This window comes from uncultured Mucilaginibacter sp. (assembly GCF_937859865.1).
In the GTDB taxonomy this organism is placed as follows: domain Bacteria; phylum Bacteroidota; class Bacteroidia; order Sphingobacteriales; family Sphingobacteriaceae; genus Mucilaginibacter_A.
In genome coordinates this window covers 37047-55476 of the sequence record NZ_CALMAT010000079.1, presented here as the reverse complement: position 1 = coordinate 55476, position 18430 = coordinate 37047, and the positions used below count along the sequence as shown (strand labels likewise).

General features: G+C 44.3%; 11 protein-coding genes. 3 read left to right on the top strand and 8 right to left on the bottom strand.

The genetic code is table 11. The features are described from left to right. The 5 genes from Q0192_RS08425 to Q0192_RS08405 form a co-directional block, all read right to left on the bottom strand. Positions 1 to 302: hypothetical protein (locus Q0192_RS08425; protein ID WP_299288863.1), on the bottom strand; the 302-nt coding region annotated here is incomplete at its 3' end. A gap of 5 nt (positions 303 to 307) precedes the next feature. Next, the gene (locus Q0192_RS08420) at positions 308 to 2605 is read right to left on the bottom strand and encodes a family 20 glycosylhydrolase (protein ID WP_299288860.1); all 2298 of its coding nucleotides are present in this window, start codon (positions 2603 to 2605) and stop codon (positions 308 to 310) included. 63 nt (positions 2606 to 2668) lie between these two features. Beyond that, complete coding sequence (locus Q0192_RS08415; protein WP_299288857.1) at positions 2669 to 3268, bottom strand: DUF4230 domain-containing protein; 600 nt, start codon at positions 3266 to 3268, stop codon at positions 2669 to 2671. 119 nt (positions 3269 to 3387) lie between these two features. Next, on the bottom strand, positions 3388 to 4344 hold the full coding sequence (gene trxB, locus Q0192_RS08410) for a thioredoxin-disulfide reductase (RefSeq protein ID WP_299288854.1): 957 nt from the start codon (positions 4342 to 4344) through the stop codon (positions 3388 to 3390). 232 nt (positions 4345 to 4576) lie between these two features. Beyond that, positions 4577 to 4738, bottom strand: coding sequence for a DUF559 domain-containing protein (locus tag Q0192_RS08405; RefSeq protein ID WP_299288852.1), 162 nt, complete (start codon positions 4736 to 4738; stop codon positions 4577 to 4579). A gap of 230 nt (positions 4739 to 4968) precedes the next feature. Between Q0192_RS08405 and Q0192_RS08400 the strand changes: the two genes are divergently transcribed. Then, positions 4969 to 6504, top strand: coding sequence for a redoxin domain-containing protein (locus Q0192_RS08400; RefSeq protein ID WP_299288849.1), 1536 nt, complete (start codon positions 4969 to 4971; stop codon positions 6502 to 6504). A 182-nt stretch (positions 6505 to 6686) separates the two neighbouring features. Here Q0192_RS08400 and Q0192_RS08395 read toward each other — a convergent pair whose 3' ends face one another. From Q0192_RS08395 to Q0192_RS08385, 3 genes are all read right to left on the bottom strand, one after another. Further along, a complete protein-coding gene (locus Q0192_RS08395; RefSeq protein ID WP_299288847.1) occupies positions 6687 to 7946 on the bottom strand; it encodes an aspartyl protease family protein in 1260 nt (419 codons plus the stop codon). Positions 7947 to 8136: 190 nt separating this feature from the next. Continuing rightward, on the bottom strand, positions 8137 to 8295 hold the full coding sequence (locus tag Q0192_RS08390; protein ID WP_299288844.1) for a hypothetical protein: 159 nt from the start codon (positions 8293 to 8295) through the stop codon (positions 8137 to 8139). A 31-nt stretch (positions 8296 to 8326) separates the two neighbouring features. After that, entirely contained in the window at positions 8327 to 15814 is a 7488-nt protein-coding gene (locus Q0192_RS08385; protein ID WP_299288841.1) for a PKD-like domain-containing protein, read from the bottom strand. A gap of 722 nt (positions 15815 to 16536) precedes the next feature. Here Q0192_RS08385 and Q0192_RS08380 point away from each other — a divergent pair. Both Q0192_RS08380 and Q0192_RS08375 read left to right on the top strand, forming a co-directional pair. Continuing rightward, a complete protein-coding gene (locus Q0192_RS08380) occupies positions 16537 to 17691 on the top strand; it encodes a zinc-dependent alcohol dehydrogenase (protein ID WP_299288838.1) in 1155 nt (384 codons plus the stop codon). 12 nt (positions 17692 to 17703) lie between these two features. After that, positions 17704 to 18207, top strand: coding sequence for a hypothetical protein (locus tag Q0192_RS08375; protein WP_299288835.1), 504 nt, complete (start codon positions 17704 to 17706; stop codon positions 18205 to 18207). The last annotated feature ends 223 nt before the right edge of the window (positions 18208 to 18430 follow it).

Sequence of the window (18430 nt, the reverse complement as noted above, 5' to 3'; positions counted from 1 at the left end):
GCGCCGTCCAGATCGCCGGTTGTAGTGGTGTATTTTGCACCGGTCGAATCCGATTCCAAAATCAAATAAGCTCCGGTTTTGTTGGATCCCCGTCCCCAGCTAAAAACATCAAAAATATTGTCGGGCGAAACTTCAATGGTTTTATGAAAACGGAAAGGCTGCATCAAACCTGGCTTTGCCGTTGTAACTATCTTTTGCACAGCCGGTTGTTGGTTTGATGAATTACAACCGGCCAAAATTGCAGTTATAACAACTGCAATTAGTTGGCAAACGATGCTTCTTTTATCACCTAAAAAATCCATAGCTATCAGTTAAATAAAATGTCAGGCGGCAATTCTGTTTGTGGTTTTCCGGCTAAATTTAAATAAACTCTTAGCGTAGTTGCCTCACCGGCATCAAAATATTTGATCTTAATTTTATGGAAACCTTTTTGCAGCGGCACTTGGCTGTTCTTTTGCGACAAAGCATGTTTGCCGTCGTTGTCAACCACCAGCTCATCGTCCAAAAACAATTGCGAACCATCATCAGAACTCAAACCCAAATTGTAATTTCCATCCTGGTCAATGCGGATATTGCCCTGGTAAATCGCCCCAAAATAACCGTTGTTTTTTCTGAGGCTTCCAACGTTAATCGTTTTCGTCGTCCCGGTATCAACCACCGTCGCGCTGTCCAATTGTGCCGAAGTATTGAAATTCCCGCTTACAATTTTATATTTTAAACCTTCGGCAAGCGGCTGAATGTTTTGCGCCAAAAACGGCTGCCGGTTATAAACCGATACTCTGTTTACCAGGCTTTTTTTACCATTGGGCGTAACTTGCAGCGTTTGCAAATTGAGCGTTTGGTTGTTTTCTATGTTGATGTTGATCGGATCTTTGTAAAGCAAACTTTTTTGTGCCGATGAATTGCTGCTGACAGAATAATAAATTTTAGCATTTGTAACCGATGGTTTCAATTGATAATTCAGCGTTTGGCCAATCATAAAAGTATCGCGGATGCCAAAAGGTTCGGGCACTCGGAAGTTGATGCTGTCGGCATCCAAACGGTACAAATGCCGCGGCAACCGTACTTCTGCAAAATCCCGGAAGTTTTTATTGGCCAAAGGTGTCCATGCAATTTCGGACAAAGCCAGCAACCTTGGCAGCAACATGTATTCTGCCTGCGCAGTTGTGCTGATGTATTCTGTCCATAAAGTCGCCTGCACGCCAATGATAAAAGCCTGCTGTTCAGCAGTTAAAGCAGCAGGAACAGGATTATAACTGTAAGTTTGCTGCAAAGGCGCATAACCATTGTTAGACAGCGGTTCCTGGGCTGATTTGGATTGTGCCTTATCAAAATACAAACCCGCTTTTTGCGAAGCCATAATTACATCGTGGTTTTGCCTGGCCGCTGCAATTCCGCCAGTTTCGCCGCGCCAACTCATCACGGTTGCGTTTGGCGCCAGTCCGCCTTGTAAAATTTCGTCCCAACCGATGATGCTTCTTCCGTTTTCATTCAGAAATTTTTCAATCCTCCCGATAAAATAACTTTGCAAACCGTGTTCGTTTTTCAGCTTCAGCCTTTTGATCAAACGCTGGCAAAACAGAGAATTGTGCCATACACTTTTCGGAACTTCATCGCCACCGATATGAATATATTTCCCCGGAAACAATTGCATTACTTCCGTCAAAACATTTTGCAGAAAGTTAAACGTAGAATCGGAAGGGCAATAAACGCCGTGAAAAACATGCCAGGTTTCGGCCACTTTATAAGTTTTGTTTGGCGTGCAGCCCAATTCCGGATAAGCCGCAATCGCAGCCGTAGAATGGCCGGGCATTTCAATTTCCGGGATGATGGTGATAAAACGGTCGGCCGCGTATTTTACAATTTCTTTGATTTCTTCCTGCGTGTAAAAGCCACCATAAGGTGTGTTGTCAAATTGCTGCTGGCCGCGGTAGCGATAATTGCCAATCAAAGTTTGCGCACGCTGACTTCCAACTTCCGTCAACTTTGGGTATTTTTTGATCTCGATACGCCAGCCTTGGTCGTCTGTTAAATGCCAATGGAAAGTGTTGATTTTGTACATCGCCAGCAAATCCAAATATTGCTTGATAAAAGAAGCAGGAAAAAAATGCCGCGAAACATCCAGGTGCATGCCCCGGTATTTAAAACGCGGATGGTCTTCAATTTCCACACAATTGATGCTGTTTTTATCGGTCGTTTTTGTGTCGGCCAGCAACTGGATCAATGATTGCACACCGTAAAATAAACCGGCATCTTTCCCAATAACCGTAATTTTTGCCGGCGTAATGCTTAAACGATAACCTTCTTCCGGCAAGTTTTCGGCACCAATTGAAGTTAGCTCGATGATGGAAGTTGAAGTATCAGTTTTGGTTTGAAGATTAGCAGGATTAAATTGTGTAAGAAAAGAAGACAGAAACGCAACAGAACGGTCGTCCTTTAACTCTGATTTTACAATGCTTCTTTTATGCACATAAAATTTGCCCGGGTTTGGTTTGATGGAAAACGGTGCCGGGATGATGCCGAAATTTGGATCGGCTTGTTGAGAAAAACCCGGTGCGGCGGCAAAAATCAGAACAATAAAACTGCAGAAATATTTAAAAACCATGGAATAAACAAAACTATAAAAAATATTGGCCGAACAAAGCGTACGGCTTTAAGTGTGAGATTGTTACCTGAAGATGACACCTACTTTTTTCCCTGAAATATTCTGGAGCAACGGTTTAAAGATGAGTAGTGCATTTTGCTTTGTTTTTTGCAGCAACTGCATGTCCGAAGCATTTTTGAGCAAACGCTGCTCGGCAATTTTGTAAATGCCTTCGACCATATCTTTTGTATCGGTTGGAAACCAGGTTCCCGAAACATCATAAACCTGCGATTTCTGGTGGTCTAACTTGACGTAACAAATTTGCGGCTGCGGCAAAAACACGGTAACCGAATCTTCTCCTGCCGCAACAATGTCTTTTTTCTGAACTTTGGTCAAATCAATACAGCCGGTAACTTCGCCAACGGCAACAAACAAAATGCGTTTATCCGGCAAAATGGTGCGTACTTCCTTTTGCTCGATCACATCTTTCATTGCATATTTTACCAGTTCCAGTTTTCCCATCGAAGTGATTTTCTGCACCATCACATCCTCTTTCATTTCCTTGCGGGAAGCAAAAAGCTTGTCTTTAAAATAAAAATAGCCAAAAGCCAGCACGCCCAGCACCATAACCCAACCGATTAAAGTTTTGATGATCGTGTTGGTTTCCGTGTTTGTATTTGCCATAATGAATTTTAGGTGGTAAAAGAAGCATTGTTTGCTAACCCCCTGACCCCCTTGAGGGGGAAGCATAGCGGCTACCTTTCTACCCTTTACCTCTTAACCTCAAACCTGATACCTCTTCACTATGCTTCAACAACACTTTCTTTAGCAGCCAGATAACGCTCAGCTTCCAATGCGGCCATACAACCTGTTCCGGCTGCCGTAATTGCCTGACGAAAAACTTTGTCCTGCGCATCGCCGCAGGCAAAAACACCTTCTATATTGGTTTGGGTAGAACCTGGTTTGGTAATGATGTAACCGACTTCATCCGTATCAATCCAGCCTTTAAAAATATCGGTGTTTGGATGATGGCCGATGGCGACGAAAAAGCCGGTAACATCCAGCAATCGTTCTTCCTGCGTATCGGTGTTTTTAATGCGGACACCGTTTACCGTTTGTCCGTTGCCCACAATTTCCTGCGTCTCCGAACTGTAAATTACTTCGATATTTGGCGTGTTTAAAACCCGGCTTACCATTGCTTTTGAAGCACGGAATTCTGGTTTACGCACAATCATATAAACTTTACGGCACAATTTTGCCAGGTAAGTTGCTTCTTCGGCGGCCGTATCCCCGGCCCCAACAATCGCCACATCCTGGCCTTTAAAGAAAAAGCCATCGCAAACGGCGCAGGCAGAAACACCAAATCCATTATACTTTTGCTCGGATTCCAAGCCCAGCCACTTGGCAGAAGCACCGGTGGAAATGATCACCGTATCGGCCAAAATCGTTTTTACTTCATCCACCACCACTTTGTGCGGAGAACTTGAAAAATCAACCGAACTAACGTAACCAAAACGAATATCCGTACCAAAACGCTCAGCCTGTTTTTGAAAAAGCTCCATCATTTCCGGTCCCTGGATGCCATCCGGGTAACCCGGAAAATTCTCCACTTCGGTGGTTTGCGTTAGCTGCCCGCCGGCCAGCATCCCGGTGTATAAAACAGGTTTTAAATCGGCACGGGCGGCATAAATTGCAGCGGTATAACCGGCAGGGCCAGAACCAATAATGAGGCATTGTACGTGTTCGATATTTGACGACATGTTGTTTTTGAGTTTGTACAAAAATACGTTTTTAGCGTGATAATTGGTTTAAGGCAAATGTCAGGCAGAAACAATTTTTAGGTGCTAAAAGAAGCATTGGCCGATTTTTGCCCATGCTTCTTTTATGCCTGTTTTTTTGGTGTTTGGCTTTGGCTTTCCTTTGCCTGCCTGTTTGTCAACAGTAAAATTAATTGCGAGTTTTGTGGAGGAAAAAGTGATTTTCTAAGAAGTGCTAAGGTTTAAATTGATGGATATGATCCCAGATTTGATTGAGGCAGGTTTGCAATTCTTTTTTGACCTGTTTTTCCCAAAACCGCATCGCCTTAAAACCTAAAGCTTCCAGTTTGATTTTAACGGCTTCTTTCTTTAGTAGTATAAAAGCCGTTTTCCTCATTAAAACACAGCACTTTTATGGTTTCTTCTCCGTACTCAACCCTGTAAAATTGTAAAGAAAACCAATTGGATTGGCAGTTTGGTGTATAGAATTGGATTGTTTTTGTAACAAGACAAGCTAAGAAAGATTTTTTAGAGCGATGATAAACATTCACCAAATTTAGGCCGATAAAAGAAGCATTGTTGTTTGAAACAATAAATTAATAATGTAATTTTCCTAAAAAATTAGTTATGAAAAGGATAACAACAATTTTAGTTTTAATCGGCCTGTTTGTTTTTAAAGCAAAAGCCCAAAACACTTTTAAACTAACGGCCGCCCAGGAAGCAGCCATACAAAAACTTCGTTCCAAGGTAGAAGCCAACCCATCTAATTTGGAAGCGCATGAAGCGTTTATCAGCGCTTTTCCGGGTATGGATAATCCCCAAATGGAAGCGCAATACAAAATCTGGACATCAAAATATCCTAAAAACTATGTTATTCCGTTTGCAATAGGCCAATATTATGTAAACAGGGAAAACCCGAAAGCAACGCCTTATCTGCTTCAAGCAAGTATATTAAAACCAGATAAAGCTGAAACTTGGTACCTTCTTGCGAGTGCTACAACGTTAAGCAACGATTTAACCAAACGCCGGGAATATTTAATCAAAGCCATGCAGCTCGACTCTAAAAATGCCGATTATGCTTTTGATTATGCCGAATCTTTTGATGAAACGGATAAGTTACGCCATGATTCCCTTGCTTTGGAAGTGGTGAGGAAGTTCCCGGAGAGTGAGCGTGCCGTAGAATCTTTGTTTTTGTTAGCCAAATATACATCTGTTCCTGCCGAAAAAGTTGCCTATTTTAAACAGTTGTACAACCATAAAGCCAATCCGCTTTCCGAATGGTATTTAGGTGGGACATTAGCCTATTTCGATCTTTTACTGAAAACCAACCCCAACCAGGCTTTTGACGTTGCCTTAACCATGGCTATCGAAGGCAAAAGGAACCGTAATATTTGGAAGGACAGGATGACTATTGCGGATGCATTTTTAAAGGCAAAAAAAGCATTGTCCGAAAACGACCCTAAAACAGCGTTGGTGCTTTTAAACAAAGTAGATTTGAACAACCCGATGTCGGGCAGTTATGGTATAGATGCGAAAGAATATTTGGCGCTTTTTAAAGCAGAAGCGGCCGATGCAGCCAAACAAACCAACATGGCTTTTGATAGCCTTGCGGTTTTGTACAGCAAAGAACCGACGGAAGGACTACATGATGCCGTGTTTAAATATGGCAGTAAATTAGGCATGGACAGCAACAGTGTGGTAAAAAGCATCTGGAAAATGAGAAATAGCAGGGCGATAAAGGCTACGGATTTTTCTTTGGAGAATTTTCAAACCAGTGGAAAAACAGCATTGTCGGATTATCAGGGCAAGCTTGTTTTGTTAACCTATTGGTTCCCCGGCTGCGGCCCTTGCCGTAATGAGTTTCCGCACTTTGAATCCGTTTTGAAAAAATTCAGCAAAAATGATATTGTTTATTTAGGGTTAAACCTACAGCCTACGCAAGACCAGATTGTGCCTGCTTTTTTAAAAGAAACCGGTTATACTTTTACGCCTTTGCATGATAATTGGGGAAGAGACAAAGGTAATTTGCCAGCACCCGGCGCGCCTGCAAATTATTTAATAGACCAAAAAGGACGGATTGTATTTTCAGGTTTTAGAATTGATGCTGAAAATGAAAAGATGCTTGAACGCATGATTAAAGAAACCTTGGCAGTAAAAGATTGATAAAAAGTTGTTTTAACTTTAGAATAAGTTTCAATTTAAATCGGCTTTTTGTTCATGCTTCTTTTATCGCCCAAAAACCAAAAGGTTCCGCTGATCTGGTTTATCCCCGATAAAAGGATTGAACATGAAGTTTTAGACCAGCATCAACCCAAACCAATTCAGGATTAAAAAAACCGTTTCCGCTAAATTCTTCGCTTCAAAGTCAGCAGCACTTTTGCCTGGATGTTGTGGTGCAGCACTTCCAGCAACAATGTCCGTTCGTTTTTTGAACGCAAAATATCGTCTACTTCCTGCAAACTCATGTGGCTTACTTCTTTAAAATTGATGGCCAGTAGTTCGTCGTCTTTTTCAATCCCCAATAAATCCGCCGCCGAACCCGGTTCTACCCTACAAACAATAATCCGGTTTAAACCCGCTCCTGCTGAACAGTACTCCATGCCGCTCATATCGTGCTCAAAAGGCTCTTTAAACTTGTAATTTGGCTTGAGGCAAAGGTAACCTTGCTGGTAATCAAACAGCATCACAAAACGTTTCAGCAAATCAACGCCAATGCTGCCGTTGCGCTTTACGGCATCCAGCTTTCCCATTACGCTGCACGAATCCGGAAAAGCGGCAATAACCTGTTTAAATTGATACGTCCCGATCTCCATCAAATCAACCCGGCTCATGTAGCCGTTTACCGGCCCGCTCAAACCTACGCCCAAGTTGGCCGCGGCAATGTATTTTTCGGGCATGCTGCCATTGTTGTTCCAGCCGCTTTCAACAGATAAAGGATGGCCTGCGCCCAAATCAACAATCAGTTTTAGCGGAACAGAAGAACCCTGGTTGAAATTGATATTGGCAAACAGGTATGGTTTTTTCCCTTCAATCTGCAAGGGAATTTTAGTCCATTTTCTGCAGCCTGGCAATTTATGGGTGCTAAAAGCAGTAATCGTGCTGTCGGCAAAATTAATTTTTACGGGAAAACTGTTAAAAAAATCATAACCGATTAAACCATGTATCGGAACACCGGCAAATCCGGAAAGTTCCAAAACATCTTTGCCCAAGAGAGCGGCCGATACATTATCTGCTTCAATGTCCCCTATTTTTACATGCAAGGCCGAAACCAGCCAGGCGTCCAGGTCTTCGCCTTCGCCCAAACCGGTGATCTTTAACTTCTTTTTGTATTTAAGGTTGAGGGAATCCAACAGCAGCGGATCGGTGATCATCATATAACCGCAACCGGTATCCAGCACAAAATTATATGGGCCGTGGTTGTTGATTTTGGCTTGTACAATTAACATGTTCCGCACAAACTTAAAATGCACCTCGGCTTTGTTTTGCCTGCCCGAAATCCTGAAAACCTGTTGGGCACAAACAGGCAAAGGCTTTTCCGTCAGCCAAAAAACAGCTAACAACAAAAAGCATCCGCAGCAATGCCGTTGCAACCAGGAAACCAACACGGTAACGTTTATTTAGGTGAAGTAAATTTACAAATATTTGATGGTAATACTGTTTTTATGGCATAAAATTTTTTGTGCAGTTTGGTTAAAAAAGTAGTGGTAAAAGAAGCATTGGTCATCTTTTTGCCATATAGCAAAAAGGGGCTGAACCTGGGCAGAAATTGGTGTCTATCCGATTAGCTATTAAAAACTAAATCCGTTTTAAGGTAGCATTTTTATGCCGGTGCTTGCCCGTCTGTTTAAGGCGGGCTTTTTTGTTTTCGGCCGCAACCCTTCTTGATTTTATGCCGGTAAAAGAAGCATGCCCAATAGCTGGCTTTGCTGCTTGTTCGCGTCCTGCCTTCCACATCAATTCAAAAAAATAAAAAACAATTGTTGCTTTACCGCAATATGGTTACCGGCCCGGAAAGCAGTTTGCCGTGGGTTTTCAAATCAATGATATAATAATAAGTACCAAAAGGCAGTAATTGATTATTGTAAGTTCCGTTCCAAGGCACGCCGTAACCTTCCGAAAAAAATAATTGGGTACCATAACGGTTAAAAATTTTTACGGTGATACCAGGATAGCTGTCCAGTTCTTTTATTGCCCAGGTATCGTTAATACCATCGCCATTTGGTGTAAACGTGTTTGGTATTTTGATGGGTTTGAGCACTTTGATAGAAACCTGGTCTTGGGCAATGCACCCGGCGGCCCCGGTAACGGTTAAGGTATAAGTGGCATCTTCCTGACCGGTTAATACAGGTGTTTTTGATTTACTGTCGCTTAGTTGCTGGTTCGGTGCCCAGGAATAAGTTAGCCCGGTTCCGGTTACTGCCGGTTGCAAAACTATTTTTTCGTTTTGCATTACATATAAATCTGCACCGGCATCTACTTTTGGCGGCTCGACCAACTGCACTTTCATTTGACTGGAAATAGGTGCACAATTGCCTGTAGATGTTAGCGTAAGTACGAAGCTTTTGTCAAACTTGTCTTTCTCACTCGGAATATAACGGGCATCCAAACTGGTTTTAGACGGATTGAAAACGCCTGTGCCCGAACTCGACCAGGTTCCGCCTTCGGCGTTACTTACTTTACCATTTAAATTAACAACATCACCCATACAAACTTCCTGGTCTTTTCCCGCAGCAACAACCGGAAAGGGTATAATATTTAACTTAAAGGAAGACGAAGCGACTGCACAAGGCGCAGTATTTGTAGATGTTAAGGTTAAAACAACACCTCCGTTTGCAATATCTGCTGCGGATGCAAGGTAAATGCCTTTTAAACTGGTATTTCCGGTTGTAAAAGTGCCGCTGCCGCTGGTAGTCCAACTGCCGGTTGTGGTGCTGCCCGTGATACTGCCCGAAAGCGTGGCAACTGGTTTACCGGCACAAGCCGTTTGATCTACGCCCGCCGTTACTACCGGCGGCTGGTTGACCGCTACTTGTGTAATGCCTGCATTGCTGGTACAACCATTTACGGTTACTGTTAAACTGTACTTGCCGGCTTGTGCTTCGTTTACCGATGCAATTTCGGGATTTTGAAGGTTAGAGGTAAACCCATTTGGCCCTTTCCATTGGTAACTTGCTCCTGCAATTGCTGCAGCAGTCAGTTTGATATTCTGCCCTGCGCAAACCGGACTGTTACTGCTTACGCTCGGCGCATCAGGCGTTTGGTTCACTTTTATGTTGATAAAAGCAGTATTAACAACCGTGCAACCCGGCGTAGTAATCACAACCGTGTACCGGCCCTGGTTTGCTGCAGTTGCGTTAGCAAGAACAGGGTTTTGCAGGGTCGAGGTAAAACCGTTTGGACCAGTCCATTTGTAAAAACCACCATCAGTAGATTTACAATTGATTTCTATCGAAGTGCCGCTACAAACCGGACTGTTACTGCTCAAAACAGGTTGTGCCGGCAATTCATTTACCACAACTGCTATTGACGCTACAGGAGCTGTACAACCGTTAACGGTAGCCAGAACACTGTAAGTACCAGCGTTTGCAGGTGTAGCTGCCGGGATCACCGGGTTTTGGATGGAAGAAGTGAAACCGTTAGGCCCAGCCCATTGATAACTTGCACCTGTAATCGTTGATGCCGTTAAGGAAAGGCTGGTTGTAGCGCAAACCGGACTGTTACTGCTTACTGTTGGGGTCAGCGGCATCGGGTTGACCAAAACAGCAATTGTTCCTGCCGCACTTTCGCATCCGTTAACCATAGCTTTAACGGTATAAGTGCCTGATGCGGCAACGGTAGCCTGATCAATAACCGGATTTTGAAGCGAAGAAGTAAAACTATTAGGCCCTGTCCAACTGTAACTTGCACCCGAAATCAAGCTGGCTGATAACTGTAGCTTTTCGCCGGCACAAACCGGTCCGTTACCGGAAGCTACGGGAGCTGCAGGCGTTGGATTGATAACAACAGCTATCGTTCCATCCTCGCTCAAACAACCGTTTACACTGGTTATCAACGTATAATTTCCTTGTGAGGCCAAAGCAACATTGGCTATTTCCGGGTTTTGCAAATGAGAAGTAAAACCGTTCGGGCCAGTCCAGTTGTAAGTTGCATTATCTACGGTGGCAGTATTCAGCATCAAACTCGTTCCGCTACAAACCGGCGAATTGCTGCTTAAAACAGGCGTTGCGGGTTTTGGGTTTACGGTGATGGTAAACGTTGCAGTTTCGCCAATACAACCATCATGCAAAGGCGTAACGGTGTAAGTGATTGTTGCGGCAGTTGTGCCAGGATTGGTAAACGTTTGAGCGGGAATTACATCCGTTCCGCTGGTTGTATTGATGCTGATGCCGTTTGTAGCCGTTGCGATCCAGGCAAAAGTAGTTCCGCTGATGTTGGAATTCAGCGTTACCGGAACCGACGTTTCTCCCGAACAAATTACCTGGCTAAAAGAAGTATTGCTGATTGCAGGCGTTGGGTTTACGGTTACGGTATAAGTAAAAACCGGGCCGGTACAACTGTTTGCTTCGGGAATGATTAAATAATTGACGGCAATTGGAGCGGATGTGGTGTTGATCAAAGCTTCGGTAATGCTGTTGCCGCTTTGATTGCTCACCGCCGCATTGCTAATTCCGGTTACTGCTGCCCGGCTCCAGTTAAAAGTTGCTCCGTTTACATCACTTTTGATGGTATAACCCTGCGCAGTTCCGCTGCAACTTGTTCCGTTTGAAACACTTCTAATGGTAGCAACCGGATTAACCGTAACCTGATATTGAAATGGATCTCCAGCGCAGCCATTGATACTTGGGATAATCGTATAAGTTACCACAACAGGCGCTGATGTTGTATTGACCAGGCTTTCGGTGATCCTATCACTGCTTTCTCCACTAACTGCCGGATTGCTGATGCCGGTTACAGAAGTTCTGCTCCAGCTAAAAGTTGCGTTGTTTACATCACTCTTAATCAGATAGTTTTGCGCCGTCCCGCTGCAAACAGTCCCGCTTGCTGCACTATTAATAGTTAATGTTGGATTTACGGTTACGGTATAAGTAAAAGCCGGGCCGGTACAACCATTAGCTGTTGGAACGATCAGATAGTTGACAGCAACCGGCGCATTTGTTGTGTTGATCAAAGCTTCGCTGATGACATTACTGCTTTGATTGCTCACGGCTGCGTTGCTGATGCCGTTTACGGCTGCGCGGCTCCACTTAACAGTAGTACCGGCTACATCACCGGCAAGTATATAATTCTGGGAAGTGCCGTTACAAACCGTTCCCGTAGCTTCGTTGGAAACAGAAATATGAGGTGTTGGATTTACCTTTACAGTATAATTAAAAGGCAAGCCCGTACAATTGTTAGCTTCGGGAACAATAGTGTAAGTTACCGCAACTGGTGATGGTGTGGTATTAATGAGCTTTTCCGTGATTGCAGCGCTGGTTTGTCCGCTAACTGCCGCATTACTGATTCCGGCAACCGCGGCCCTGCTCCAGTTAAAAGTTGTGCCGATAACATCATTACCTTTAATAACATAAGTTTGGTCGGTTTCGTTGCAAACCGTATTACTCGCATCACTGGTAACGGCTGGTGTCGGGTTAATCGTGATCTTAATTTCATCAACAGCAAAACCACACGGCCCGGCAGGATCATTCGTTGTTAAATAAAGCGTAACATTTGTTTCCCCGGCGCCTGGTGTATATACGGTTTGTAGCGATGTAACATCCGAAAACGTTCCCGTTCCGCCAGACCAGGTTGCACTGCTTGCCCCTCCGCCTATCGTTCCGTTTAGCGGTACAGTTTCTCCCGAACAAACCACTTTATCCATTCCGGCATTAACCGTCGGAAGCGGATTAATGGTAATTGTACCGGTAGCAAACGTAGCGGCACAACCGCCGGATGCAGTAATATCATTACGCACGGTATAAGTTCCCGGAACGGTTTGCTGCAAGTTAATTTCGCCGGTGCTGCTGCTGGCAAAAACCAAATCGGCATCCGCGCAACTAAAACTTCCGGCACTGCTACTGGTTGGAAAAGTAGGCAGCGGATTACTTTGCTGCTGGCAATAAGGCCCGCCATAACTGAAAGTTGCATCCGGGCCCGGCGTTATGGAAACAGTGGTGTTGCTGGTATAAACGCAAGTGGTGTTGGTAACAAAAGTAACGGTATAAGTGCCAGGTGTACTTCTACTTAAATCAATCTCTCCTGTTTGGTTATCTGCAAAAACCAAACCGGCTGCTGATGCGCTAAACGTACCACCGGAAGTACTTGCAATAACCGGAACCGGATTGGCACCCGTTTTACAAAAAGTATTGGATGAATACTGAAAAGTCGGATCCGTAGGCGGTGTAACCGTTACCGTAACTGGTGTGCGCGGACTTACACAACCATCGGCAGAAGTAACATCCACATAAAAAGTTGTGGTTGAGGTAAGATTTTGTATGGTAAAAGAAGCATTGGTTGTAAGCGATGTCCCACCGGTTGAAGCGGCATACCAGTTATAAGTTCCGCCGGAAGCAGTTGCGGTTAAAGTGGCCGGGTTTCCACTGCAAATCGTTGTTCCTGATGCAGTTGGCGCATCCGGCATTTGGTTAACCGTTACCGTAACCGCAGTTCTCGAACTTGTACAACCGTTAACCGTAGTTTGCACGTAATAATTAGTTGTGCTTGATAAATTTGGGGTGGTAAAAGAAGCACCGCTTGCGGGCAGTAAATTACCACCCGAAGCAGCATCAAACCACGCATAACTCCCGTTCGAACCGCTTGCAGTTAATGTTGTCTGGCTACCGCTGCAAACTGGTGTTCCAAAAACACTTGGCGCAGCAGGGATTTGATTAACTGTTACCGTAACCGGTGTACGCAGGCTGGTGCAGCCATCGGCAGAAGTAACATCAACATAAAAAGTAGTTGTGGTTGATAAATTTAGTGCGGTAAAAGAAGCATTGGTTGCAAGCGGCGTTCCACCTGAGGCAGCGGCATACCAGTTGTAAGTCCCGCCGGGGGCAGTTGCGGTTAAAGTGGTCGGGTTTCCACTGCAAATCGTTGTTCCGGAAGCAGTTGGCACATCCGGAATTTGGTTGACTGTTACCGTAACCGGAGTTCTCGAGCTTACGCAACCATCGGCAGAAGTAACATCAACATAAAAAATGGTGGTAGATGTTAAATTTTGTGCGGTAAAAGAAGCATTGGTTGCAAGGGGCGTTCCACCGGTTGAAGCGGTATACCAGTTGTAAGTTCCGCCGGGGGCAGTTGCGGTTAGCGTAGCCGGGTTTCCGCTGCAAATGGTTGTTCCGGAAGCAGTAGGCGCAGCCGGAATTTGGTTGACAGTTACCGTAACCGGCGTACGCGTACTGGTACAACCATCGGCAGAAGTAACATCAACATAAAAAGTTGTGGTTGATGCTAAATTTTGTGTGATAAAAGAAGCATTGGTTGCAAGCGGCGTTCCACCGGTTGAAGCGGCATACCAGTTATAAGTCCCACCCGGAGCGGTTGCGGTTAGCGTAGCCGGGTTTCCACTGCAAATTGTTGTTCCTGATGCAGTTGGCGCAGCAGGAATTTGATTGACCGTTACCGTAACTGCCGTACGCGAACTGGTACAACCATTTACCGTAGTTTGCACGTAATAATTAGTTGTGCTTGATAAATTTGAGGTGGTAAAAGAAGCATTGCCGGATAGTGGTGTTCCGCCCGAAGCAACATCAAACCACGCATAACTCCCCGTCGAGCCGCTGGCTGTTAATGTTGCCCGGCTACCGCTACAAACTGATGTGTTGCTAACAGTTGGTGCATCCGGAATTGGTGTAACGGTAACCGTAACCGGGGTACGCGCACTGGTGCAATTGTTAACCGTTGTTTGCACATAATATGTTTTGGTAGAGGTTAAAAAAGATGTGGTAAAAGAAGCATTGCCAGGAAGCGGCACGCCACCCGAAGGTACATCAAACCACTGGTAACTTCCGCCGGGTGCCGTTGCAGTTAAAGTTGCTGTGCCGCCGCTGCAAATATTGATTCCTGCTGCCGTTGGCGCATCTGGCGTTTGGTTTACCGTAACCGTAACTGAGGTGCGCGTACTGGTACAACCGTTAACCGTAGTTTGCACATAGTAGGTAGTGGTGTTTTGTAAAACCGGCGTGGTAAAAGAAGCACCGTTAGCGGGAAGCAAATTTCCACCGGTTGCTGCATCAAACCATTGGTAACTTCCGGTTGAGCCGCTTGCGGTTAATGTTGCCTGGCTACCGCTGCAAATAGTTGTTCCGGAAGCTGTTGGTGCGTTTGGAACCTGATTAACGGTTACCGTAACCGGTGTACGCGCGCTGGTACAACCATTTAGGGTAGTTTGTACATAGTAAGTGGTATTTGCCGTAAGCGCGGGCGTAGTAAATGTGGCACCTGTTCCCTGCGGGGTTCCGCCTGTGGCAGCATTGTACCATTCATAGCTTCCGCCGGGCGCAGTAGCGGTTAAAGTGGCCGTGCTATTGGCGCAAGTACTGGCATTGCTGGCTGTTGGCACAGGCGGGGTTTGGGCAGCAGTTACCGCTACGGATTGGGGAACTGCAGGACAGTTCGGAATTTGATCGGCAACGGTAACGGTATAATTGCCTGCTGCAGAAACGGTAATGGAAGAAGTGGTCTGCGAAATTGACTGCCCGTCTTTCGCCCAGGAATAAGTATAAGCGGGGTTTCCACCGGTAACGTTTGCGGCCAAAGTAACCGGGTTTCCGTTACAAATCACAGCACTTGCAGGATTGATTGTTACGTTAAGCGGTGGAAAGGTATAAACACGCACCACAGCAGTTTTACTTTGAACACAGTTTGTAGCAGTAGTAGTGCCCGAAACCTGATAATCAATATAAGGCGGCGCCCCTATTGCCGGCGTAACATAAGTGGTTGTGCAACCCGAAGTACAACTTAAATAAGCATTATAAGTTCCGGCAGCACCAGGATAAACGGATGTCCATGTTAAACCAGAAGTGTTTAAACCAGTTACCGTCATTGCACCGGTACAACCTTGCCTAAGCGTTCCGGGGCCGGAAGCAGTAACGGTTGACGATGCCGTTATGGTATAATTTACAGCATTGCCGCCTGGCTTACAAAAAGAAATAATGACATTGGTTGAATTAGGCGTGATACAGGCTGCTGTGCCAATCGGATAAAGATGACTACCGCAAATTTGATCCCCTGGATAAGTTACGGTGTAAAAACTTGCTCCGGTTAATTGGTCTGCAGTAAAATTTAAAAGGTTTGTATTAGGGTTTAGGGTGATGTTAAAAATAATACATTTAGTAGTTGTATTGTCACTACAAAGATATCCGCCTCTTGCCGAATAGTAAGTCCATGGGATATTTGAAGAAGACAAATCAACGTTAATAGTTGGTACTTGTGCTTTTGTTGATACAGCATAAGCTATAATAAAAGCAACTAACAGTAAAAACCTTCTCATACAACCTTATAAAAGGTTAAACCATAAGCCGGACCGAGGACGACAGGTGCTGTACTTAAGAAAGTTTCAAACATAAATTCCCTCCTGTCTTTAAGCCTGTTTTTTGAAATGTGCGAATAGAAATTAGCAATCGGCGCAAGAGCCAGCCACCTGTGCATTCAGCTAAAAAACAACCGTTCTGGCCTTTTACGAAAGGAAGTGATTTAAGTTCAAGTAACTGGTTTACACTGCTTTTACTTTGAAGGAAAAACAGTTACGCACTAAAACGCGTTTTTTGTTTTGGGAAAACCAGTTTCAAAATTGGATGTAGTTATTTATTGGAAAGATAATTATCAACACAAATTTGCTTTTAAGTAATACTGTTTTTACCACTATATTTTTTGTATGGGTAACGAGTTGTTTAAGCTTTTTGGCTGATGCTTCTTTTACCCTATAAAAATCAGTACTTATTGTAGTTGATGTACCGGAAGCAATCAAAACCTGCAATTATATAGGCATAAAAGAAGCATCGTAAAATTTTGGCCATAGAAAAATAAACAGGCCCTTCTTCTTACTGCTTTTTGATCTGAATAATTTGATTTCTGCCATTCAAAACAAACTATAATGAAATAGCATTTACCTAATAAGCATTAATTTATAATTATATGCTTACTTGAATTTGCGATTGTTACAAATTCTAATAGCAACCATTATATATATTAAACAAAAAGAGAGGAAAAATTATGTTAGCAATGAATTACCGCGGCCCGCGCCGGGTACGGGCAGACCAAAAGCCATTACCCGAAATCCTGCATCCCGAAGATGCCATTGTCCGTGTTACACGATCTTGTATCTGCGGTTCGGATTTACATTTGTACCATGGTTTGGTGCCGGATACCCGGGTTGGGTCAACTTTCGGGCACGAATTTATAGGCGTGGTAGAAGATATAGGCGCATCGGTACAAAACTTAAAAGTGGGCGATAACGTGATCGTGCCTTTTAACGTGGCCTGCGGAAAATGTGCTTTTTGCAAGCAGGAACTGTACGGCAATTGCCACGAATCAAATTCCCAGGCCACTGCTGTCGGCGGAATTTTTGGTTATTCGCATACGGCCGGCGGGTATGATGGCGGACAGGCAGAATATGTCCGTGTTCCTTACGCTGATGTTGGCCCGACGGTTATCCCGGATTGGATGGACCACGATGACGCGGTTTTACTGACTGACGTTGTACCAACCGGTTACCAAGCGGCAGAAATGGGCGGCATAAAAACCGGCGACACGGTTGTAATTTTTGGCGCCGGACCGGTTGGGATTTTAGCGGCAAAATGTGCCTGGCTTTTTGGTGCAGGCCGGGTAATTGTGATTGATCACTTGGATTACCGCTTGGAATTCGTCAAAAAATATGCGCAGTGCGAGGCTTATAACTTTAAAGAAATGGAAGACCCGGTAATGTTTGTAAAGCAAACAACCGATTGGTTTGGGGCCGATGTTTGTATTGATTGCGTTGGCGCCGATGCCACAGGCGATGCTTTGCAAACCATCACCGGCAAAAAACTGCTTTTGCAGGCTGGTTCTGCTACGGCACTGCATTGGGCAATCAACTCTGTAAAAAAAGGCGGAATTGTTTCTGTTGTTGGCGTTTACGGCCCTACGGACAACCTCGTTCCAATTGGCAACGTACTGAACAAAGGACTCACCGTTCGGGCCAACCAATCTTCGGTTAAACGCTTGCTGCCGAGGCTGATCGAGCATGTCCGCGCCGGCCGTTTAAACCCGAAAGGAATTATAACGCACCGTGTGCCTTTGGAAGAAGTTGCCGATGCTTACCATATTTTTTCATCAAAATTAGACGACTGTATCAAAACAGTTTTGATCCCGCCATCTGCCAAAAAATAAAAAAGAACGATCATGGAAAATACAACAAACGATTATACGCATATCAATGGTTGGGGCGTAGATGCCGACCCGAAAAACGAACCAACCTATCCGATGAAACACTACAACGGCGATGACCACAACCGCATCAATTGGGTACGGCCAGTGCTGCAAAAAGAAACGGTTGAAATCCTGCATTCCATCGAACGCCCAAATTTAACGGCTGTGTTTGGCACTTCTGTTCCGCCTTCCGGTTTAAGCGGCGTTATCCGTCGTTACGCCTTTAAAAATTTCAGTGAAAACGAATACGGCCACTGGCTGCCTTTGTTGCTGGCCGACCGGATTAACGTGGTGGAAGGCATGATAGACGATTTAAAACACGGCCATATCCCCAATATTTTTGCAGAAAAAGGCTTAAAAGCCGAATGGAAATTTAACCGGAAAGGTTTCGTTACAAAAATTGCTACTGGAGTGGTTTTGACTGGGATGGTTTTATATTTTAACAAGAAAAAGAAGAAAAAAGCATTACAATATTAGTTTTGCCTTTTAATTTTTTAATATTAAAATGCCAGCTTGGATATTGTTCGGGCTGGCATTTTTTTCACGAAAACAATTTTATAAAAATTGGTAGTTGAAACTGCGGATAAGCTAATTGAAATGGCTGCGTTATAAACATTTATTTATCCAAAACAAGCTTAACTATTTTTTTCATACTTGTAACATTATCTTTGTTCTAACTTTCTTTTACACCATCCATAAA

Coding starts and splice junctions, on each gene's coding strand:
- Q0192_RS08405 (WP_299288852.1), bottom strand. CDS start 4,738: ATGAGGAAAACGGCTTTTATACTACTAAAGAAAGAAGCCGTTAAAATC.
- Q0192_RS08415 (WP_299288857.1), bottom strand. CDS start 3,268: ATGGCAAATACAAACACGGAAACCAACACGATCATCAAAACTTTAATC.
- Q0192_RS08400 (WP_299288849.1), top strand. CDS start 4,969: ATGAAAAGGATAACAACAATTTTAGTTTTAATCGGCCTGTTTGTTTTT.
- Q0192_RS08380 (WP_299288838.1), top strand. CDS start 16,537: ATGTTAGCAATGAATTACCGCGGCCCGCGCCGGGTACGGGCAGACCAA.
- Q0192_RS08420 (WP_299288860.1), bottom strand. CDS start 2,605: ATGGTTTTTAAATATTTCTGCAGTTTTATTGTTCTGATTTTTGCCGCC.
- Q0192_RS08375 (WP_299288835.1), top strand. CDS start 17,704: ATGGAAAATACAACAAACGATTATACGCATATCAATGGTTGGGGCGTA.
- Q0192_RS08385 (WP_299288841.1), bottom strand. CDS start 15,814: ATGAGAAGGTTTTTACTGTTAGTTGCTTTTATTATAGCTTATGCTGTA.
- trxB (WP_299288854.1), bottom strand. CDS start 4,344: ATGTCGTCAAATATCGAACACGTACAATGCCTCATTATTGGTTCTGGC.
- Q0192_RS08390 (WP_299288844.1), bottom strand. CDS start 8,295: ATGTGGAAGGCAGGACGCGAACAAGCAGCAAAGCCAGCTATTGGGCAT.